The following is a 20,511-nucleotide window of genomic DNA, read 5'->3' on the forward strand; positions in this document are numbered from 1 at the left end:
TTAAGACACAAGTTTCTGTTCGCGATCCGCAGAAACCAGAGAAATACATTGGCGAAACCAAGGTTTGGGATGCTGCAGAACAAGCCATCATTAACGCAGCGGAACAAAAAGGTTTGGATTATGTGGTGGAAGAAGGTGAGGCAGCTTTTTACGGCCCTAAGCTCGACTTTATGGTAAAAGATGCTCTGGGACGCAGCTGGCAGTTGGGTACTATTCAGGTAGATTATCAGCTACCAATCCGATTTGACCTGAACTATAAGGGCGCAGACAATGAGCTACACCGTCCAGTAATGATACACCGCGCGCCTTTTGGTTCTATGGAACGCTTTGTAGCAATACTTTTGGAGCACACTGGCGGGAACTTCCCATTATGGCTTATGCCTGAACAGGTTAGCATCCTCTCTTTGAGTGAGAAATACGAGAATTACGCTCAAAAAGTTTTAAATTTGTTAGAAAATAGCGAAATTCGCGCGCTCGTCGATAACCGAAGTGAGACGATCGGAAGAAAGATCCGAGAAGCCGAAATGAACAAGATTCCTTACATGATCATTGTTGGGGAACAAGAAGAGAAAGATGGCACAATAGCTGTCAGGAAACACAGTGAAGGCGATATTGGAACAATGAAAGTTGAAGAATTTATCGCTATTATTGAGAACGATATTAAAAGTACCATAAAAGAATTTAATGTTTAACAGCCCGATAAGGGACTAATATTTTTAAGTCATAGCAATACGAAGAAAAAGAGGAAGAAGAGGTCCGGCAAGGATCATAAAAGAAGATCAGCACAGAATTAATGACAAGATCAAAGCTCCCGAGGTGCGCCTTGTTGGAGATAATGTAGAAGTTGGTGTTTACCCACTTGCCAAAGCCAAGCAGATCGCAGCAGATCTGGAACTGGACCTGGTAGAGATTTCGCCCAATGCGAATCCGCCAGTATGTAAGGCCATCGATTACAAGAAGTTCGTTTACGAACAAAAGAAAAGAGAAAAGGCCCTAAAGGCCAAAGCGACCAAAGTAACTATCAAAGAGATCCGCTTTGGCCCAAACACAGACGATCACGATTACGAGTTTAAAAAGAAGCATGCCGTTAAATTCTTGCAAGATGGTGCTAAGTTGAAAGCGTATGTATTCTTTAAAGGTCGTTCGATCATCTACAAAGACCAAGGGCAGATTTTATTATTGCGTTTGGCTCAAGAATTAGAAGAATACGGCAAGGTAGAACAAATGCCTAAGCTAGAAGGGAAGCGTATGATCATGTTCATCGCGCCTAAAAAGAAATAAAGAGAAAGCGAGATAATTATAAACCTTAGGAACAATGCCTAAACAAAAAACAAAATCCAGTGCCAAGAAGCGTTTTAAGCTGACTGGAACTGGTAAAATCAAAAGAAAGCACGCGTTTAAGAGTCACATCTTGACTAAAAAGTCTAAGAAACGCAAGCTAGCCTTAACGCACGACACTGTCGTACACAAAGCGGACGAGGACAATGTGAAACAAATGCTTCGAATGAAGTAATAACTTTCACCGGTTTAAACGAGTAATAACCCTGGAGTCAGGCACAAATAAAAAGTATTCTTAAATGAATCGCCTGCTACAAAAAACAAGTAAATTATGCCAAGATCAGTAAATGCAGTTGCTTCAAGAGCCCGAAGAAAAAAGGTGATGAAGCACGCCAAAGGTTACTTTGGCCGTCGTAAAAACGTTTGGACAGTAGCGAAAAACGCGGTTGAAAAAGCTATGCAATATAGCTACAGAGACCGTCGTGCTAAGAAAAGAACGTTTAGAGCTCTATGGATCACCCGTATTAATGCAGGTGCCCGTGAGCACGGTATGTCGTATTCTAAGTTTATGGGACAGTTGAAAGCCAACAATATCGACTTGAACAGAAAAGTTCTTGCCGATTTGGCTATGAACCACCCAGAAGCTTTTAAAGCGATTGTCGATAAGATCAAGTAAGGGCTTTAGGCCTAATTAATAACATATTATTTCGCTAAAAAGCCCTGCTCCGTTGGAGTGGGGCTTTTTGTTTTTACTCGATTTCCAAAGCGCTCTAATGAAATTGTCGGGGCATTCCATGCCCGCCCCAATTTTAAGTTATATTGTTTTGTGATAAGAATGAAGATGTACTAATACAGATTCATCAATTGGATTGAGTAATCGTGATTCTACTGCCAGGATAGCAGTGTAATATGGATACCTTCCAAAGTGGTTACTTATTTTAATAGAAGGAATAAGATACTACCTCGGCTTGTTGGTAGCATTGGAGTTTTAGATTTAAGATAAACCAGGGCGTTCCACTCCCACCCCAGTTTTAAGTTAAGAGATTATTAAACACTTCCCTAAACGGTCCAAATACAGATTTATCAATTCGTGTATTTAAGCAATTTCTTACTAGCTTTGACCCAATCGATAAGGTGCTCTTAAGAATATAATCGTGTCCAATCTAAAAATGTACATTCTTGTAAAAGACAGTATTCCTCAGGGAAAAGCTGTCGTTGGTATTGCACACGCCAGCTTGGCTTGCTATCTGAAGTATTCTGATGACGATACTGTAAAAGAGTGGTTGGCAGGCCCGTTTTACAAAACAGTTTGTTTGGTCAACGAAAAGGAGTTCGAAAAAGCGAAGACAGAAGCCAATCACGTAGTGATGACAGAGTCTTCTATCGGTTATGAGGAAACCGTTATAGCCTTTAAGCCACGGCAAGAATACCCCAAGTACTTCAAGTACTTTCGACTCTACAATTGATCAGGTCTTTTGGCGCTTTTTCTTGGCCGCCGGAAACAAAACATTGTTAAGAATAAGCCTGTAGCCAGGAGAAGTTGGGTGGAGAGCCAGCTCTGTTGGAGCATCTCCTACTCTATGAGTATAATCTTCCGGATCGTGTCCGCCGTAAAAAGTAAAGAACCCCTTGCCTTTGATACCGTGAATATATCGAGCCTCCCCATTGGTTTTATTCTCTCCCATAATCAGCACATTGGCTTTGATCAAATTTCGATCGTAAGAGGTGGTCTGCCCCATAAATCCCTTCACCAATGCGGTGTGGTTTTGCACTAACATAGTTGGAATAGGATCCCATTTGGCAGAGTAATCCATTAAGGAAAAATAGTCGGTCTCTTTGGGTATGGCTCGCTTACGGGTCATATCGATATCTGAGAATTCATAAACATTTGGGCTGCGTTCCAAGATAAAGTCCGTAAAGGCGAAACTTCTTGAGTAATCCAACTTGCTTTGGTATCCACCTTCTGAAGGGTCTCCGTCGAACATGGCCTCGCAAATATCTACACCAGCGGCGGCCAAGGCAATATCAAAACTATCTGTAGCGCTGCACATAGCAAACATGAATCCACCACCTACTACATATTCACGGATCTTGAGTGCCACATCTCTTTTTGATTCAGACACCTTATTATAACCAAGCTTAGCCGCGCGTTCCTCTGCGAGTCGTTTTTCTTCGATATACCAAGGGGCAGATCTAAAACTACGGTAGAATTTCCCGTATTGTCCGGTAAAATCTTCATGATGCAGGTGCAACCAGTCATATAGGATCAGTTGATCGCTCAGAACCTCTTCATCGTAAATCACAGTATAAGGGATCTCAGCATAGGTCAAAACCATGGTCACGGCGTCGTCCCAAGGTTGATTCCCCTTTGGAGAATAGACAGCAATACGTGGTGCCTTTTCTAAAACAACCGCCTCCATATTCTGAGATGGGCTGGCAATTAGGTTTAGAATTTCTTCGGTTTTGGAATCGGAAATGACTTCGAATTGAACTCCTCTAATCTGACATTCTTTACGAATGGTCTCAGAATCTGGGAGTAAAAAAGATCCGCCGCGATAATTCAACAGCCATTTTACCTTTAGGTTCTTCTCTAAGGTCCAATAGGTTATACCATAGGCCTTAAGGTGTTCGGTCTGCCCATCTGCATCCATAGGGATCAGAATATAAGAGGCCTGTGCAGAAAAAACTCCAAAGAATAAGAAGATAAAAATCCATAAACGCATAAGGCTAAGATAACGACAAAAAGCGTTCCAAGCTTGTCCTTTAATATAGATTTAGCAGCTAGAGGCGAATCCTAGAATGGAATATCATCATCCGGAGGGCTTACTGGACCGTCAAAGGCATCTTCTGCGGATGGGAAACTGTCTGGCTTAAAGGTATCGTCATTGGCTGCAGCATTCATGCGAGAATGGAATTCGAAAGGAGAATCAAAGGTCTCCAAATTCTCAAATCGACCTAAATGTCCGATAAATTTCAAGCGGATTTCATCTAAGCCACCATTACGGTGTTTTGCCACGATAAACTCAGCTTGCCCTGCAGTTGGGCTGCGTTCTTCGTCATCCCATTCGTCGATTTTATAATATTCAGGACGATAGATAAAGGATACAATATCTGCATCTTGCTCAATCGCTCCGGATTCACGAAGGTCCGAAAGCAATGGTCTTTTACTTCCTCCACGGGTCTCTACGGCACGAGATAACTGCGACAGTGCAATTACAGGTACATTCAATTCCTTGGCCAAGGCCTTTAGGTTACGCGAGATGGTAGAAATCTCTTGTTCACGGTTCCCTCCTTTTTGACTTCCCCCAGCGGTCATAAGCTGTAGGTAATCGATCACGACCATTTGAATGTCGTGCTGCGACTTAAGACGCCTGGCTTTTGCTCGCAGATCGAAAATAGAGAGCGAAGGCGTATCGTCAATGAAAAGCGGTGCTCTTTCCAAGTCTTTTACCTTAACATTTAGTTGCTCCCATTCGTGTTGCTCTAAATTTCCGGTACGCAGCTTCTCTGAGCTCAAACCAGTTTCTGAAGAGATCAAACGGGTGATCAGCTGTACCGAAGACATCTCCAGAGAAAAGAAGGCTACAGGGATCTGGTGCTCTACCGCCATGTTTCTAGCCATAGATAAGGTCAAAGCCGTTTTACCCATACCAGGACGTGCTGCAACAATAATTAAATCCGAGGGCTGCCAACCTGAGGTAAGCTTGTCCAATTGAGTAAACCCAGAAGGGATACCCGAAAGTCCTTCCTTGTTCGCGATCTCTTCAATGCGTTTTTTAGCCTGAATAACCAAATTCTGTGCTGTTTCAGAAGAGCGCTTTATATTTCCTTGAGTGATCTCATAAAGCTTGGATTCTGCGTTGTCCAAGAGGTCAAATACATCCGTGGCTTCGTCGTAAGACTCTTCAATGATCTCGTTGGAGATCTTTATCAAACTGCGTTGAATAAACTTCTGCAGTATGATACGGGCATGGAACTCAATGTGCGCAGAAGAAGACACCTTTTGTGTCAATTGTATCAAGTAAAATTCCCCTCCTACCAATTCGAGTTGCCCGTCCTTCTTGAGCTGAGCCGAAACGGTTAATAAGTCTACGGGCTGGCTGTTTTCAAATAATTTGTGGATCGCCTCAAAAATATGCTGATGCGCTTCCTTGTAAAAGGCGTCGGGATGCAGAATATCAATCACCTCATCAACTCCTTTTTTATCGATCATCATGGCGCCAATCACAACCTCCTCTAAATCAACGGCTTGTGGTGGTAATTTCCCTTTTTCAAGTGAAATAACCTGAGTTTTCCGTTGTCCGTAGCTTGTGCGAGGTTGCAAATTTTCCATACAGCGAATGTAAATAAATTGTTACCAGCGGCACTAGTTTTTATAGCGACCGATGTCCACCAGCTATTAACATTTTAACTGTTAAGAACTGCTGATTATTGTTAATAACCCTAGAAAAGTAAAAGCTTATAAATGAGTGCTTTCGTTAAGTCCTTATTTTACGAGACTTACCCTTTAAAGACTCCCATTTCGGAATACTTATCCATGCGTTTTTCAACCAATTCGGTTGGGGATAAGTTCTTGAGCTCGTCAAAAGATTTTTCAATCTCCTTAGCTACTGTTGTAAAGATCCCTTCGCGATCGCTGTGTGCTCCACCAAGGGGTTCTTTAACGATAGTATCGATAAGTTTGAGCTTCTTCATGTCAGTTGCCGTGAGCTTTAAAGCCTCGGCTGCCTGTTCTTTATATTCCCAGCTACGCCAAAGAATAGAAGAACAGCTTTCTGGTGAGATCACAGAATACCAAGTGTTTTCCAACATTAGCACAGTATCTCCCACGCCTATACCTAACGCACCGCCACTAGCTCCTTCGCCAATAATGACCACAATGATCGGCACTTTAAGACGTGTCATCTCTAAGATATTGCGAGCAATTGCCTCTCCCTGTCCACGCTCTTCAGCTTCTAAACCGGGATACGCACCTGGGGTATCGATTAAAGTGACTACAGGCACTCCAAATTTTTCTGCCATTTTCATAAGGCGCAAGGCCTTGCGATAGCCTTCAGGATTCGCCATACCAAAATTTCGGTATTGACGCGTTTTGGTATTATAGCCTTTTTGTTGCCCGATGAACATATACGACTGATCTCCGATCTTTCCCAGACCGCCAATCATCGCCTTGTCGTCTTTGACATTTCTGTCTCCGTGCAATTCCAAAAAAGAATCGCCACAAATAGCTTTGATATAATCTAGCGTATATGGGCGATTAGGATGTCTGGACAATTGGACGCGTTGCCAAGGGGTCAGATTCTTATAAATATCCTTTTTGGTCTCCTTGAGTTTTTTCTCGATCTGCTTGCAGGTGTTGGTCACATCAACATCGCTCTCCTCACCTATTTTACAGGCTTTCTCATACTGCTCCTGCAGCTCTTTTATCGGTAATTCAAAATCAAGATATTCCATGATTTTTACTTCAGTTTTTATGTGGGTGGTTAGCTCACAAATATAAGAACTTTGGGTTTATCCCGTAGTTTCAGATCTCCTTTTTCTAGCCTTGGACAATTTGAGGATACCGTTGGCAATGACAGTCAGCAAAATAAGTGCCGCACCTAGATAGAACTCCACTTGCATATGTTCTGCATCGCCAAGAATCCATAGGCCTAAAAGTATTCCGTAAACCGGTTCGAGGTTAACTGTGAGCATTACGGTGTAGGCACTAAGCCAGCGCATTACGTGAACAGAAGCCACAAAAGCATATGCGGTACAGACAGACGCCAACACCAAGACATATATCCAATCGCGACTGCTCAGCACGAAAAAATCCGCAGAAATTGCCCCGCTAAGCGTCAAATAGCCCAAAACAAACAGTGCCCCATAAGCCATTTCAAAGAGACCTATAGACCCGGCCTGATACTGCTTTACCAATTGTGCATTGTATATGGTAAAACACGCCCCTAGAAAAGAGGAGCCTAAGGCCAATAGTATTCCTAAGGTATATTGAGACTCTACCTTGAAGATCAATGCGAGACCACACATAGCCAAAAGCCCAAACACCACCTCATAGATAATGAGTTTACGCTTTAAAAAAATAGGTTCCAAAAAAGCTGCAAAAAAGGCTCCGGTAGACATTACCGCTAGCGTTACTGATACATTAGAGACCTTGACTGCCCCAAAGAAAGCCAACCAATGCAAGGCAATGAGTAGCCCGGCAATGGCAAACTTTAACTGGACCTTCCAAGAGAAGCGCAGTCTTTTTTTAGTCAGAATGGCAAACAGGAAAAGGAAGATGGCAGCAAAACTCATCCGATAGGCAACCAAAGGGATGGCATCTAAAGAGATCAAGGCTCCAAGCACAGCCGTGAAACCCCATATAAAAACAATAAGATGTAAATGCAGGTATTGTCCCTGCTTAGCGCTTAGCATTGTACAGCAGATAAACAGCCAAGATGGCGAAAACGATATTAGGGAACCACGTTGCCACCAAAGGAGAGAAATCGCTCTGCTCCGCCAAAGTCCCAAAGATCTTGTCAAAAAAGACAAAGACCATTCCCAATCCAATACCAAACGCAAGGTTTACTCCCATCCCACCACGTCTTTTTATAGAAGAGACAGCCACGGCAATAATGGTCAAGATATAGGCAGAGATAGGCAAACTCCAACGTTTGTTCCTAACAATCTCATAGCGACTAATATAGGACGACCCCCTAGCCTTTTCCTTATCGATAAAGCGATTGAGCTCGTTGTAGTTCAAAGTTTCGGCAATATATTCTAAAGGAGTTAGGTCTTCAAGGTCAAAAGAAAAGACGGTGTCGAGCTTGTTCTTAATTATGAGCTTATCCTCGCGTTCCCCTACTATCCTTTTCGTGTAATTACTTAAGGTATAGGTACTATCTTCTAGATTGTATTTGATCCTATTCGCACTGAGCTTATAGACCAATTTGTTGTCCACCACATGCTCTAGGGTAAAGTTACGTCCCATCTGATTTTTGGGGTTGAAGTAACTGACATATATATAGTCAGTTTCATTGATCTGTCGGTAAACGTTGGTCTGATCGCGATCTTTCTTGCCGCGTTTCAGGTATTGATAGGTAAACTCATTAAAGCCTTTACTTGCCATTGGGGCGAGATACATCCCCAGAAACAAAGCACCAATGCACACTATTGTCGCCCCTATCATATAAGGTCTTAAAAAGCGGTAAAAAGAGACTCCACTACTCAAGAATGCGATCACTTCTGTCTTGTTAGCCATTTTAGAAGTGAACCAGATCACCGATAAGAATAAGAATAAAGGGAACAGCAGATTCGCAAAGTAGATCGTAAAATGAAGGTAGTAAAGCGCTACTTCAGAGAACGGGACCTCGTTTGCCAAGATCTTATCGATCTTTTCGGCTAGGTTAACCGTTATCCCAATAGGGATAAAAAGCAAGAGCAGCATCAGAAAGGTGCCCAAGTACTTTTTAAGTATGTAACGATCTAAAATTGAGAGCATCTGCTACAAGCGTTTGTCCATTTGGCGTACCATTTTGTCTTTCCAAGACTTAAAGGTTCCGGCAATGATCTGTCGTCTGGCTTCGCGGACTAACCACAAATAAAAGCCTAAATTATGAATCGTGGCTATTTGTTTCCCTAAAAGTTCGTTAACACTGAAAAGGTGTTTTAGGTATGCCTTAGTGTATTGCGTATCTACATAGGTGTGTCCCATAGGGTCTATCACAGAAAAGTCGTCTTCCCACTTTTTATTTTTGATGTTGATGGTCCCTTCTGAGGTGAACAACATACCATTTCGCGCGTTTCTTGTAGGCATCACACAGTCAAACATATCCACACCCAAGGCGATATTCTCCAGAATATTTATCGGAGTTCCAACACCCATCAAATAGCGGGGCTTATCCCAGGGCAAGACTTCTGTGACCACTTCGGTCATGGCGTACATCTCCTCGGCAGGTTCACCTACCGAAAGCCCACCTATAGCATTACCAACAGCATCTACGTTGGCTATATATTCTGCGGATTGTTTCCGTAAATCCTTGTAGGTACTACCCTGGACTATCGGAAAGAAGGCCTGAGAATAGTCATAGGTGTACGGCAATTTATCGAGTTCGGCTATGCAGCGATCCAACCAGCGATGGGTCATGTGCATGGAACGTTTGGCGTAATTATAGTCGCATGGATAGGGCGTGCATTCGTCAAAAGCCATGATAATATCAGCCCCTATTACTCTCTGGATCTGCATTACACGTTCTGGAGTGAACATATGATAAGATCCATCGATATGCGATTGAAACTTAACCCCTTCTTCTTTGATCTTTCGGTTTCCAGAAAGTGAGTACACCTGATATCCACCGCTATCGGTTAAGATATTGCGGTCCCAATTCATGAATTTATGCAAACCTCCTGCCTTTTGTAGAATGTCCGTTTTAGGGCGTAAATACAAATGGTAAGTGTTCCCTAAAATGATATCCGGATCGATATCTTCTTTAAGCTCCCGCTGATGTACACCTTTCACGGTTCCAGCTGTACCAACCGGCATAAATATCGGTGTCTCTATGGTTCCGTGATCTGTGGTTAGAGTGCCCGCACGGGCCTTACTAAGTGGGTCGTTTGCTGCTAAGCTGAATTGCATATCTCTGGTAGATTCCTCAGCGGCAAAGATAGCATCTTATGCTGTTTTTACCCCCGATTGCGCTGCAATGTTAACTAATCCTTGGGAATCGTTGATAACTCGACTTGACAGCTCTTTGCTCGAGGGGTTGAATACCTTAATTTTACACCTAAATTCAAACCATTTTTTATGCCAGATATCGCAGCTTTAGAAGACTTGGTAACGCAGGTCAGACGCGACATTTTAAGGCAAGTACACAAAGTTAATTCGGGTCACCCGGGAGGTTCCTTGGGTTGTGCCGAATTTTTTGTTGCCTTGTTTCAAGTCATCATGGACCGTAAAGACGGTTTCCATATGGACGGAAAAGACGAAGATATTTTCTTTTTATCTAACGGACACATTTCGCCAGTATTTTACAGTGTTTTAGCACGTAGTGGATACTTTCCGGTAGAAGAGTTGAACACCTTTAGACTGATCGATTCTCGCCTACAAGGCCACCCAACCACTCACGAAGGTCTTCCAGGTGTTCGTGTAGCTTCGGGTTCTTTAGGCCAGGGAATCTCTGTAGCCGCCGGTGCAGCAGAGACCAAGAAACTCAATAATGACCCACATCTGGTCTACGCACTTTGTGGCGATGGCGAGTTACAAGAAGGTCAGAATTGGGAGGCGATCATGTACTGCGCTGCCAACAAAGTTGACAACCTGGTTGTTACTGTGGACTTAAACGGTCAACAGATCGATGGTTCTACAGACGACGTACTAGACTTAGGTAACGTCCGTGGTAAATTCGAAGCCTTTGGTTGGACAGTTCACGAAGTAACCGATGGAAACAACTTACAAGCCGTAATAAATGGTTTGACTCATGCCAAAAATCTAACAGGACAAGGTAAACCGGTTTGTTTGCTACTTAAAACGGTTATGGGTAACGGGGTTGACTTTATGATGCATACCCATGCATGGCACGGAAAAGCACCAAACGACGAGCAATTGGCTATTGGCCTTGCGCAAAATCCAGAAACCATAGGAGACTACTAAACCACTAGCAATGAAGATCTATACAGATACAGGAAAAAAAGATACGCGCTCTGGTTTTGGAGCAGGCCTAACGGCTTTGGGACAATCGAATCCGGATGTGGTTGCGCTGTGTGCCGACCTTACCGGATCGCTTAAAATGGACGAATTTAAAGCAAATCACCCGGAAAGATTCTTTCAGGTTGGGATTGCAGAAGCCAATATGATGGGCCTCGCTGCTGGAATGACCATAGGAGGAAAGATCCCTTTTACAGGTACTTTTGCAAACTTCTCCACGGGTCGTGTTTACGATCAGATCAGACAGAGTATTGCCTATTCGCATAAGAATGTAAAAATCTGCGCTTCTCACGCCGGTTTGACCTTGGGAGAAGATGGGGCAACTCACCAGATCTTAGAAGACATTGGCCTTATGAAAATGCTACCAGGTATGACTGTGATCAATACCTGTGATTTCAATCAGACCAAGGCTGCAACCATAGCTATTGCCAAGCACCACGGACCGGTATATCTGCGATTTGGGCGTCCTAAAGTGCCTAATTTTACTGCAGAAGATCAAAACTTTGAGATCGGTAAAGCAGTGAAGCTTCAAGAAGGAAGTGATGTAACCATTGTAGCTACAGGCCATTTGGTTTGGGAAGCTTTAGAAGCAGCCAAAGCACTTAATGAAGAAAGTATTAGCGCAGAGGTGATCAATATTCACACCATTAAACCGCTAGATGCTGAGGCGATAGTAAAAAGTGTAAAAAAGACCGGTTGTATTGTTACTGCAGAAGAACACAACTACCTCGGTGGTTTGGGTGAATCGGTAGCTAGAGAGCTGGCCTTGCACCATCCGACTCCGCAAGAGTTTGTCGCAACGAATGACACCTTTGGGGAGTCAGGGACACCGGCACAACTTATGGATAAATACGGTTTAAATGCGGCCGCAATCGCAGCCAAAGCTAAAAAAGTAATGGGACGCAAATAAGTTCCATTAAACTAAATAACCATCAGAACTAAAAAATCCCGCCAAGAGCGGGATTTTTTTTATGCTTTAAACTGGCTGAGCTAGTTTGTATCTGGATCTCTGTAATCTGGAATACCGTCGCCGTTTGAATCTGTTAAAGTAACATTACCTTCATCGTCTATTTCGATCTCATCACGAGTTGGAATGCCGTCATTATCATCATCAAAGTCTGCAAAGTCAGGTACTCCGTCGCTGTCGGTATCGTCGTCTAATTCGTTACCGTTGTTGTTCAGGTCTTCGTTTAAAGAGATTATCCCGTCCTGGTCGTGATCGGCTACAACAGCTTCTAATACATTAAAGGTAAAGATCAGCTGTGAATAAAGCGGAATCTGCGTACTCGGGGGTTGATTAAAGTAAGCGATTCCAGATGGAATAAAGAGCGCTCCAGACCCGAAGCCTTCAAAGCTTACTGTGCCGTCAGGGTTCACGGTTTGCGACGTTGCCCCTTTGAACTCGATAAGTCCTTCTTGGAATCCGTCTATCACTCCGGTAAGATCAAACCAGACAGGATTTGGAGATCCGTCGAACTGTGTACCGTCTAAAAGGGTACCTCTGTAGGTAACCAGTGTTGAGTCTACAAAGGTCGGCTGATTTCCCTCGCCTGCAAGGGCCTTGAGAATGTAAAGATTATAGGTAACGTCTTCTTCTTCTCTATCGGTCACCACTTTGGTTTCCACCTGATCGATAAGCGGAGTTTTATCTGCATTCTCTCCTGCGATAGTGTCGATAACTACTTCGAAATCGAATCCTACTGGAGGTGTTTGAAACTCTTCGTAATTGTAAAAGTGTGTTTGTAAAAACTCAATCAATTCGGCCTCTGCATTCACAGCCTCTTCCCCGCGGTCTCTTGGAGGAATAGTTTCAAAGCCGTTGTCGTCGTTTCTACAAGAGAACATAGCCGCTAATACAAGCGTTGCTAAAAGTGTGTTGAATATCTTCTTTTTCAATGAGATTATTTTTGAAATGAACAGTCTTAAACTGCCGTATTTACACCATTTTATGTCTTAAAAAGACGGGCGCAAGATACCATTTTTTATACTTTTGCTGTAAACATTAACGTTCATTTTAGACCGATTGTATGAGGGTTGATAAATATCTTTGGGCCACACGTTACTTCAAGACTAGAAATCAGGCGACCATAGCATGCAAAAAAGGTGCTATTCGCGTGAATAACGATGTGGTGAAGCCTTCTCGAGAAGTCTATCCAGGCGATGAGCTTAAAGTTCGGAAGAATCAAATCGATTATAGCTTGCGAGTCTTGGATACGCCCGCCAGCCGTGTTGGTGCCAAGTTGGTAGACATTTACAGAGTGGACACCACACCTAAGGAAGCTGTGGAGACCTTGGAACTTCTAAAATACTCCAAAGATTATTATAGAAAGCGCGGAACGGGCCGGCCAACAAAAAAGGACAGACGGGATCTGGAAGACTTCACAGACGAACAGGAGTGACCAAAGTTTTGGTATCTTTGTTTTAGAACATTAGAGTTTATGGATATTATCCTCAATCACGAGCAGGTTCAACACAAAATCCGACGCATTGCCTATCAGATCTATGAGGCGAATGCCAACGAAAAAGAGATCGTGCTCGCCGGAATAGACGGCGGCGGTTTCACCTTGGCACAGCGTTTGGCTGAAATGCTTCAAGACATCGCCCCCATGCATTTTTCACTCTGTAAAGTAGTTATCGACAAATCCAACCCTCGAGCACCGATTACCACAAGTATGCCCGCCGAAGCGTATACAGATAAGGCCGTTGTACTTATAGATGATGTTCTGAATTCGGGCACAACCCTGATCTATGGGGTTCGGCACTTTCTAAACGTTCCTTTGTCTCGTTTTAAGACTGCGGTACTAGTAAACAGAAATCACAAGAAGTATCCTGTAAAAGCAGATTTTAAAGGAATTTCTCTTTCTACTTCCCTGAACGAAAATGTCGCAGTGGTCTTTGGAGACAAGCAAGATGTTGTTCACTTAGAATAATAAGGCCACTATTTCGGCTACTATTTGCTGCGGAGTCTTCTCAGAGGAATCTAGACGATACTGCGCTTGCATATAATAAGGAGACCTGTCGAACAAATGTTTGCGTACAAAATCCTTTAGATCTTCTTGGCTATTCAAATGAGCGATGAGCGGGCGCTGGGCTCTCTCTGGCCATAGACGCGAAACCAGAACATCCAGAGCTGTTTTGAGATAAATAGTAGTCACCTCTGGTGCCTTTAGCAATTTGTCCATATTGCCGGCGTAACAGGGTGTACCTCCACCGAGAGCTAAAACTTGGTTCTTGGGTTGCTTTAGTTCTTTTTGGAGCACTTCGGATTCAATAATTCTGAATTTTATCTCTCCTTTATTATTGAAGATCTCTGGAATTGTTTGCCCTGTTGCTTGTTCGATTATCGCATCTAAATCTACATAAGGCCACTGCAGGACTTCGGCTAATTTTTTACCGATCAGCGACTTACCACTGCCCATATATCCTAACAGTACGATCATTGTATTTGCATTTAGATTGCGGTCGCATTAAAGAACCGAATTCCATTTTCTGAATTCTCAAATTTAAATCAAAATAGCTTTGATAAATAAATAGAATGGTTTTATATTTGCACCCGCATTCAACAAAGACCTGATAGCTCAGTTGGTAGAGCATCTCCCTTTTAAGGAGAGGGTCCTGGGTTCGAGCCCCAGTCAGGTCACCACTAAAAAGTTAAGCCCAACAGCTTAACTTTTTTTTACCCGGATGCTGGAATTGGTAGACAGGCATGGTTGAGGGCCATGTGTCCATTAGGGCGTGTGAGTTCGAGTCTCATTCCGGGTACAAATGAATCGAAAAACGGTGACAAAGATCGCCGAAAGAAAACCGCATAAAGCTTGCTTTGATGCGGTTTTTTTGTGGGCGAGATTCAATTGCGCAGCCATTTGCGTTTCGATTTTGACTATGCTAGCGTTTTAAGTCCGCCGAACGCAGTGAGGCAGTCTCACAACCAAGCTAGCTTGAGCGTTTTTTTTATGGAGCAGATTTAAATCGCACAGCGATTTGCGTTTCGATTTTGACTATGCTAGCATTTTGAGTCCGCCGAACGCAGTGAGGCAGTCTCACAACCAAGCTAGCTTGAGCGTTTTTTTATGGAGCAGATTTAAATCGCACAGCGATTTGCGTTTCGATTATGACTAAGCTAGCGTGCTGACCCCAACGAGGCGAAGCCGAGTTAGTCTCACCGCCTCCCCTGCGCCAGGGATAGAGCGGCATGTCTGAGCTCTCCTAAAGTAAAGCGAAGCACACTTTAGGAGGCGAGTAGCGATAGCCCGGCCCAAGCAACGCGAGGGAGGCGCCCAAAAATCAAACACAAACGAAGTTTTCTGGTCAATTAACAACAACAGAATGTTAATTGTTTACTATTTTTTCATTATTATTAAACAAAACCTTATTTTTGTTAATCACAATATTGTGATTTCAAACGTGAAGCCCCGTTTAATATGCTCGTTAAAACCCAATTTAACATAAAGGATCTGGAGAACCTCAGCGGCGTAAAAGCGCATACCATTCGTATTTGGGAAAAACGCTATGGTTTACTGGAGCCTAATCGTACCGACACCAATATTAGAAAGTACGACCTAGAGAATTTAAAAAAGTTACTCAACGTGACTTTTTTATATAATGAAGGCATTAAGATCTCTAAGATCGCCAAACTGAGCGAAGAAGAGATCCAGCAGATCATTGAGGAACGCGCAACTCAAAAGCAAGAGGACTACGCGATGAAGGCCTTTAAAACGGCCATGTTCGATTTTGACTACACGCTGTTTGCCACTACTTTTAACGAGCTCAGTGAACGCACGAGTTTTAGAGAGATTTTTATGGATGTCTTTATTCCGCTCTTGCAAGAGATAGGGACTTTATGGCAAACCGGAACGATAGACCCGGCGCATGAACGTTTTATTTCAGAACTGATCAAACAGAAGATCATTGTCAATATATCGAATCTACAAAGTGTGCAAGCTCCAGAAAGGGATGATATTCTCTTTTCACTGTATTTGCCGTATGAGGAAATTCATGAAATTGGACTACTATATGCGCATTACGAGATCTTACAATCCGGTTATCAGACTATTTACCTAGGAAGCAATATTCCGCTGCCAAGTTTGCGCAATGTGTTAAAGCACCACGACAATGTGGTGTTTGTCTCCTTCTTTACTGTGAAGCCAGACAAAGTTTCCCTTTACGAATACCTTAAGGAATACGACAAGATCATTTGTAAAGAACAAACGAGTGATCTGTGGTTAATGGGAGCTAAAACCCGTGAGGTTGAGGCCAGTAAGGTGCCTGAGCATGTAACAGTGATAGGTACTATAGAGGGCTTGCTCGAAAAACTAAATTCATTAAAAAAATCTTAAATACGATTTAGCGCTTTCTTTTTGTTTAGAATTTGATTTAATTTGTTAAACAAATGAAGAAAAGCATTGCAATCGTAGGTAGCGGCTTCGCCTCCATGGCCGCGGCATCTTATCTGGCAAAAGCCGGTCATAAGGTGAGCATTTTTGAAAAAAATGAAACTGTTGGCGGTAGAGCTCGCCAACTCAAGCGAGACGGTTTTACTTTTGATATAGGTCCTACTTGGTATTGGATGCCAGACGTTTTTGAGCGTTTCTTTGCGGACTTCGACAAAAAACCAGAAGACTTTTACGAGCTTATTAAACTGAATCCGGCATACAGTGTCTGTTTTGGAGAAATGGACTTCATTACCATAGAGGATACCTTAGAAAAGATCTGTAAGACCTTTGAACAGGAAGAACCGGGAGCAGCCGCAAAGCTCCAGAAGTTCATGGCCAAAGCCAAATCCAACTACGACATCGCTATAAAAGACTTGGTATACCGACCAGGCGTATCCCCTTTGGAATTGGTAACGCCGGTGACCATTAAAAAGATCGGACAATTCTTTAGTACTATAAGTAAAGATGTACGCTCCGAATTCAAGAATCCACGATTGATCTCTATTTTGGAATTCCCTGTATTGTTTTTAGGGGCTAAGCCAAGTAACACCCCTGCATTCTATAGTTTTATGAATTATGCGGATTTTGGGATCGGGACTTTCCATCCTAAAAACGGGATGTATTCGGTAATTGAAGGTATGAAAACCTTGGCCGAATCCTTAGGGGTAGCAATTCATACCTCCCAAAATGTGGAGGAAATCCTAGTGAGTAATGGTCGCGCTACAGGCCTGGTGGCTAATGGGAATTCTTTCGAGGCCGATATCGTTCTAAGCGGTGCAGACTATCATCACTCTGAAACTCTATTGCCTCCGCAGCACAGACAATATTCAGAAAACTATTGGAAGAAAAAGACCTTTGCGCCTTCTGCCCTGCTCTTTTATGTCGGCTTTGAAAAGCCCATAGAAAATGTAGAGCACCACACCCTTTTCTTCGATGTAGACTTTGAGGCGCACGCCCACGATATATACGACAAGCCAGCTTGGCCAGAAGAACCGCTTTTTTATGCGAGCTTTCCGTCCAAAACAGATGATAACGCAGCTCCAGCAGGAAAAGAAGCTGGAATCTTTTTGATTCCTCTTGCTCCTGGATTGGATGACACCCCAGAAATGCGCGAAAAATATTTTGACATAATTCTCTCTAGACTAGAGCGATTAACGCAGCAAGAAGTTAAAAAATACGTTATCTTTAAAGAGTCCTACTGTGTAAACGACTTTATAAAGGACTACAATTCTTACAAAGGAAATGCGTATGGGATGGCAAATACCCTGCTGCAAACGGCCTTTTTAAGACCTAAGCTGCGAAGTAAGAAAGTAAAAGACCTGTATTTTACCGGTCAGCTCACGGTTCCGGGGCCTGGGGTTCCTCCCTCGCTGATCTCTGGAAAGTTAGTAGCCGGTTTAATTGAAAATGACATTTAGCACACTATTGCAGCATGAAAGCAACATTTGACATCGTTTCTAACCTGTGTAGCCAGAAGGTGACCAATGCGTATAGTACCTCGTTCTCTTTGGCTACCAAGATGCTTGCGCCGAGTATTCGCCAAGACATTTACAACATTTACGGTTTTGTGCGCTTTGCGGATGAGATCGTGGATTCCTTTCACGATTATGACAAAGCGGTACTCTTTGCCCGTTTTGAACAGAGTTTGGAAGATGCCCTTACGGATAAGATCCACTTGAATCCGATATTGAATGCCTTTCAACATACGGTACATAAATACAATATTCAAAAATCGTCTATCGACGCTTTTATGAAAAGTATGCGTATGGATCTTAGCAAGACCGAATATCTAACCGACGCAGAATACAAGGAATACATCTACGGTTCTGCAGATGTGGTGGGGCTAATGTGCCTCATGGTTTTTGTTAAGGGTGATTTAGAGCGTTTTGAAGCTTTGAAGGAATCTGCCATGCATTTGGGCTCCGCTTTCCAAAAGGTGAACTTTTTACGAGATCTCAAAGCGGATTTCGAAGGTTTGAGCAGAACCTATTTTCCAAATACCAATTTGAACGCCCTAGACGAAAATTCTAAGAAGCGTATCATTGCAGAAATAGAAGAAGATTTTGCAAAAGGATATCAAGGAATATTACTTTTGCCAGCGGAAGCGAAGTTCGGTGTCTTTATGGCCTACCGCTATTACAGACGTCTGCTTAAAAAGCTCTACAGAACTCCGGCAATGGAGATCAAGAACAGACGTATTCGCGTTCCAAATTACGAGAAGTTCGGGTTACTAACCCGTAGTTATGTAAAATATCAATTAAAATTAGTTCGATAGAAATGAGTGTATTGCTTTGGATTTTGGTTTTTCTAACCACTTTTTTTACTATGGAATTCATGGCCTGGTTTACCCACAAATACATCATGCACGGTTTTCTGTGGGTCTTGCACAAAGACCATCACCACAAAGATCACGGCAGTTGGTGGGAACGCAACGACGCCTTTTTTATCTTTTATGCCGCCGTTAGTATTGGCTGTTTTATTGCCTGGCAGTACTACGGATTTTGGGCTGGCTTGCCTATAGGCCTCGGGATCTTTGCCTATGGAGTTACTTACTTCATGGTACACGATATCTTTATCCATCAGCGCTTTAAAATGTTCCGCAACGCCAACAACTGGTATGCCCGTGGTATTCGCAGAGCGCACAAGATCCACCACAAACATCTCGGGAAAGAAGACGGACAGTGCTTTGGCATGCTCTTACCTCCCCTGAAATATTTTAAGAAATAAGCATGCAGTACTTGTACCTATGGTTAAACTTAGGTTCATTTATTGTACCCTTCCTTTTTAGTTTCCATCCGCGGCTTAAATTCTACAAACGCTGGAAGGGATTCTTTTTAGGAGTTCTGGTAATGATGGCTGTTTTTATCCCATGGGATATTGCCTTTACGGTGAACGGTTTCTGGGGATTCAATCCGGATTATTTAAGTGGAATCTACCTCTTTAAGCTTCCCATAGAGGAATGGCTATTTTTTATCTGCATCCCTTACGCTTGTATCTTTACGCATTACGCGCTTATAGAATTACTGCCAGAGGTTAAACTGAGTAAGCGGGCATCTGCTGTAATCTATGCAGTTCTAGCTACGGTATTGGTGATCTCGCTCTGGTATACGAATCATTTGTGGTATACGGCCGTAAACTTCAGCTACGCGCTTATTGTACTTGGTATAGTTTACAACTGGCGTCCAGAATTATTTCAGCGCTTCTTTCTTACTTATTTAGTGATCCTTATCCCCTTTTTCATTGTTAATGGAGTATTGACGGGCTCTGGAATAGAAGACCAAGTTGTTTGGTATAACAACGATGAGAATTTGGGCGTCCGAATGGGAACCATCCCAATAGAGGACACTATATACAATTTGGGGATGCTATTGACCGTGTTGGCCATTACCGTTTATGTCTCTGGCCCGGCAACTCAACGACTGAGCAAATCGTCCAAGAACAAGTAGAACTTCGGATCATCCCAAGCCTTGGCTCCAGTTTCTAAAAGGACCACCTTGCCGCTTTTATCTATAACTGCCGTTGTTGGCAGAGCGTTGCTCCGTATAGCTTCCGGTGCAGCATATTCCTGAATATAAACAGGCAACTCATAGCCTTTCTTTTGCATAAAGGCCTTGAGTTTTTCTGCGGATTCGTTAGAGACAAAATAAAACTCGACCTTTTTATTGTAGTCATTGTACAGCTGTTGTAAAGCAGGCATTTCTGCTATACATGGCGGACACCAGGTCGCCCAGAAATTTACCACAATCACCTTCCCTTTAGAATTCACAAAATTGACATCCTCACCTGACAAGGTCTTCAATGGCCATTGATAAGTATCTAAGCTGAGCTGCTCTTCTTCTGGCAAACTGTCTGGCGCAAAAGCAAACAAGCGCTGTATAGCAGTTTTTATAGGAGTTCCTGTTTGAGGCACCAACAATAGTACTACAGCTAATACCATAAGTGTATTACTCCAATTCTTTTTGAGAAAGGTTCGGTCTAATTTCATCTATTTAAAAATTTTTATTTCTCCGATAATCAAGCAAATAAAAATTATCAGCATAGATTAACCGCTTCGCTTTCGCACAAAAAATTTAATTATTCCGGCGGGTAGACTAGTAATTAAATTTGTTTGTGCTCATT

Annotated in this window: 23 protein-coding genes and 2 tRNA genes (1 of these 25 cut by a window edge); 16 read left to right on the forward strand and 9 right to left on the reverse strand. The window is 42.9% G+C overall.

What is annotated here, in order from left to right; all coding sequences use genetic code 11:
- The 5 genes from thrS to AC0J2F_RS02980 form a co-directional block, all read left to right on the forward strand.
- Positions 1-692 carry the 3' end of a threonine--tRNA ligase gene (thrS, locus tag AC0J2F_RS02960; RefSeq protein ID WP_473008639.1) on the forward strand. It extends 1,255 nt beyond the left edge of the window, so 692 of the gene's 1,947 nt are visible here — the last part of the coding sequence; the start codon falls outside the window, past its left edge; its stop codon occupies positions 690-692.
- A gap of 76 nt (positions 693-768) precedes the next feature.
- The gene (gene infC, locus AC0J2F_RS02965) at positions 769-1,281 is read left to right on the forward strand and encodes a translation initiation factor IF-3 (RefSeq protein WP_473009358.1); all 513 of its coding nucleotides are present in this window, start codon (positions 769-771) and stop codon (positions 1,279-1,281) included.
- A gap of 34 nt (positions 1,282-1,315) precedes the next feature.
- A complete protein-coding gene (gene rpmI / locus AC0J2F_RS02970; protein ID WP_087524876.1) occupies positions 1,316-1,513 on the forward strand; it encodes a 50S ribosomal protein L35 in 198 nt (65 codons plus the stop codon).
- A gap of 96 nt (positions 1,514-1,609) precedes the next feature.
- Positions 1,610-1,954, forward strand: coding sequence for a 50S ribosomal protein L20 (gene rplT, locus AC0J2F_RS02975; protein WP_087524875.1), 345 nt, complete (start codon positions 1,610-1,612; stop codon positions 1,952-1,954).
- Between the two features lie 493 nt (positions 1,955-2,447).
- A complete protein-coding gene (locus AC0J2F_RS02980) occupies positions 2,448-2,744 on the forward strand; it encodes a peptidyl-tRNA hydrolase (RefSeq protein ID WP_473008641.1) in 297 nt (98 codons plus the stop codon).
- Here AC0J2F_RS02980 and AC0J2F_RS02985 read toward each other — a convergent pair whose 3' ends face one another.
- The 6 genes from AC0J2F_RS02985 to tgt all read right to left on the reverse strand — a co-directional run bounded on the left by AC0J2F_RS02985 (position 2,745) and on the right by tgt (position 9,892).
- Entirely contained in the window at positions 2,745-4,001 is a 1,257-nt protein-coding gene (locus tag AC0J2F_RS02985) for an asparagine synthetase B (protein WP_473008643.1), read from the reverse strand.
- A 71-nt stretch (positions 4,002-4,072) separates the two neighbouring features.
- Entirely contained in the window at positions 4,073-5,611 is a 1,539-nt protein-coding gene (dnaB, locus tag AC0J2F_RS02990; RefSeq protein ID WP_473008644.1) for a replicative DNA helicase, read from the reverse strand.
- Positions 5,612-5,778: 167 nt separating this feature from the next.
- A complete protein-coding gene (locus AC0J2F_RS02995; protein ID WP_087524871.1) occupies positions 5,779-6,732 on the reverse strand; it encodes an acetyl-CoA carboxylase carboxyltransferase subunit alpha in 954 nt (317 codons plus the stop codon).
- A 57-nt stretch (positions 6,733-6,789) separates the two neighbouring features.
- Positions 6,790-7,692: a DMT family transporter gene (locus AC0J2F_RS03000; protein ID WP_473008645.1), complete on the reverse strand. Its 903-nt coding sequence runs from the start codon at positions 7,690-7,692 to the stop codon at positions 6,790-6,792.
- Complete coding sequence (locus AC0J2F_RS03005; RefSeq protein WP_087524869.1) at positions 7,679-8,758, reverse strand: LptF/LptG family permease; 1,080 nt, start codon at positions 8,756-8,758, stop codon at positions 7,679-7,681. The genes AC0J2F_RS03000 and AC0J2F_RS03005 overlap by 14 nt, the downstream gene beginning before the upstream one ends.
- A 3-nt stretch (positions 8,759-8,761) precedes the next feature.
- The gene (gene tgt / locus AC0J2F_RS03010) at positions 8,762-9,892 is read right to left on the reverse strand and encodes a tRNA guanosine(34) transglycosylase Tgt (RefSeq protein ID WP_473008647.1); all 1,131 of its coding nucleotides are present in this window, start codon (positions 9,890-9,892) and stop codon (positions 8,762-8,764) included.
- A gap of 168 nt (positions 9,893-10,060) precedes the next feature.
- On the opposite strand from tgt, the gene AC0J2F_RS03015 reads away from it, so the two are divergent.
- Complete coding sequence (locus tag AC0J2F_RS03015) at positions 10,061-10,906, forward strand: transketolase (RefSeq protein WP_473008649.1); 846 nt, start codon at positions 10,061-10,063, stop codon at positions 10,904-10,906.
- A gap of 10 nt (positions 10,907-10,916) precedes the next feature.
- A complete protein-coding gene (locus AC0J2F_RS03020) occupies positions 10,917-11,870 on the forward strand; it encodes a transketolase family protein (protein WP_473008650.1) in 954 nt (317 codons plus the stop codon).
- Between the two features lie 80 nt (positions 11,871-11,950).
- Here AC0J2F_RS03020 and AC0J2F_RS03025 read toward each other — a convergent pair whose 3' ends face one another.
- Positions 11,951-12,856, reverse strand: a complete 906-nt coding sequence (locus tag AC0J2F_RS03025) for an FKBP-type peptidyl-prolyl cis-trans isomerase (protein WP_473008652.1) — start codon at positions 12,854-12,856, stop codon at positions 11,951-11,953.
- A gap of 131 nt (positions 12,857-12,987) precedes the next feature.
- Between AC0J2F_RS03025 and AC0J2F_RS03030 the strand changes: the two genes are divergently transcribed.
- Positions 12,988-13,359: an RNA-binding S4 domain-containing protein gene (locus AC0J2F_RS03030; protein ID WP_473008654.1), complete on the forward strand. Its 372-nt coding sequence runs from the start codon at positions 12,988-12,990 to the stop codon at positions 13,357-13,359.
- Positions 13,360-13,398: 39 nt separating this feature from the next.
- On the forward strand, positions 13,399-13,890 hold the full coding sequence (locus AC0J2F_RS03035; RefSeq protein ID WP_473008655.1) for a phosphoribosyltransferase family protein: 492 nt from the start codon (positions 13,399-13,401) through the stop codon (positions 13,888-13,890).
- On the opposite strand, the gene AC0J2F_RS03040 is transcribed toward AC0J2F_RS03035, so the two are convergent.
- The gene (locus AC0J2F_RS03040; protein WP_473008657.1) at positions 13,882-14,400 is read right to left on the reverse strand and encodes a shikimate kinase; all 519 of its coding nucleotides are present in this window, start codon (positions 14,398-14,400) and stop codon (positions 13,882-13,884) included. The two genes, AC0J2F_RS03035 and AC0J2F_RS03040, sit on opposite strands and share 9 nt — an antisense overlap.
- A gap of 127 nt (positions 14,401-14,527) precedes the next feature.
- Here AC0J2F_RS03040 and AC0J2F_RS03045 point away from each other — a divergent pair.
- The 7 genes from AC0J2F_RS03045 to AC0J2F_RS03075 all read left to right on the forward strand — a co-directional run bounded on the left by AC0J2F_RS03045 (position 14,528) and on the right by AC0J2F_RS03075 (position 19,838).
- A tRNA-Lys gene (locus AC0J2F_RS03045) sits at positions 14,528-14,603 on the forward strand.
- Positions 14,604-14,638: 35 nt separating this feature from the next.
- A tRNA-Leu gene (locus AC0J2F_RS03050) sits at positions 14,639-14,722 on the forward strand.
- 659 nt (positions 14,723-15,381) lie between these two features.
- Positions 15,382-16,296 (forward strand): MerR family transcriptional regulator, encoded by a 915-nt coding sequence (locus AC0J2F_RS03055; protein ID WP_473008659.1) that lies wholly within the window; start codon positions 15,382-15,384, stop codon positions 16,294-16,296.
- A 53-nt stretch (positions 16,297-16,349) separates the two neighbouring features.
- Positions 16,350-17,810, forward strand: coding sequence for a phytoene desaturase family protein (locus AC0J2F_RS03060; RefSeq protein WP_473008660.1), 1,461 nt, complete (start codon positions 16,350-16,352; stop codon positions 17,808-17,810).
- A gap of 14 nt (positions 17,811-17,824) precedes the next feature.
- Entirely contained in the window at positions 17,825-18,667 is an 843-nt protein-coding gene (locus AC0J2F_RS03065) for a phytoene/squalene synthase family protein (protein WP_473008662.1), read from the forward strand.
- A gap of 2 nt (positions 18,668-18,669) precedes the next feature.
- The gene (locus AC0J2F_RS03070) at positions 18,670-19,119 is read left to right on the forward strand and encodes a sterol desaturase family protein (RefSeq protein ID WP_473008663.1); all 450 of its coding nucleotides are present in this window, start codon (positions 18,670-18,672) and stop codon (positions 19,117-19,119) included.
- A gap of 2 nt (positions 19,120-19,121) precedes the next feature.
- Positions 19,122-19,838, forward strand: a complete 717-nt coding sequence (locus AC0J2F_RS03075; RefSeq protein WP_473008665.1) for a lycopene cyclase domain-containing protein — start codon at positions 19,122-19,124, stop codon at positions 19,836-19,838.
- Here AC0J2F_RS03075 and AC0J2F_RS03080 read toward each other — a convergent pair.
- Positions 19,805-20,377, reverse strand: coding sequence for a TlpA family protein disulfide reductase (locus tag AC0J2F_RS03080; protein ID WP_473008666.1), 573 nt, complete (start codon positions 20,375-20,377; stop codon positions 19,805-19,807). The genes AC0J2F_RS03075 and AC0J2F_RS03080 overlap by 34 nt on opposite strands.
- Positions 20,378-20,511 lie beyond the last annotated feature (134 nt).

It is taken from the genome of Gilvibacter sp. CC01, from assembly GCF_055755295.1.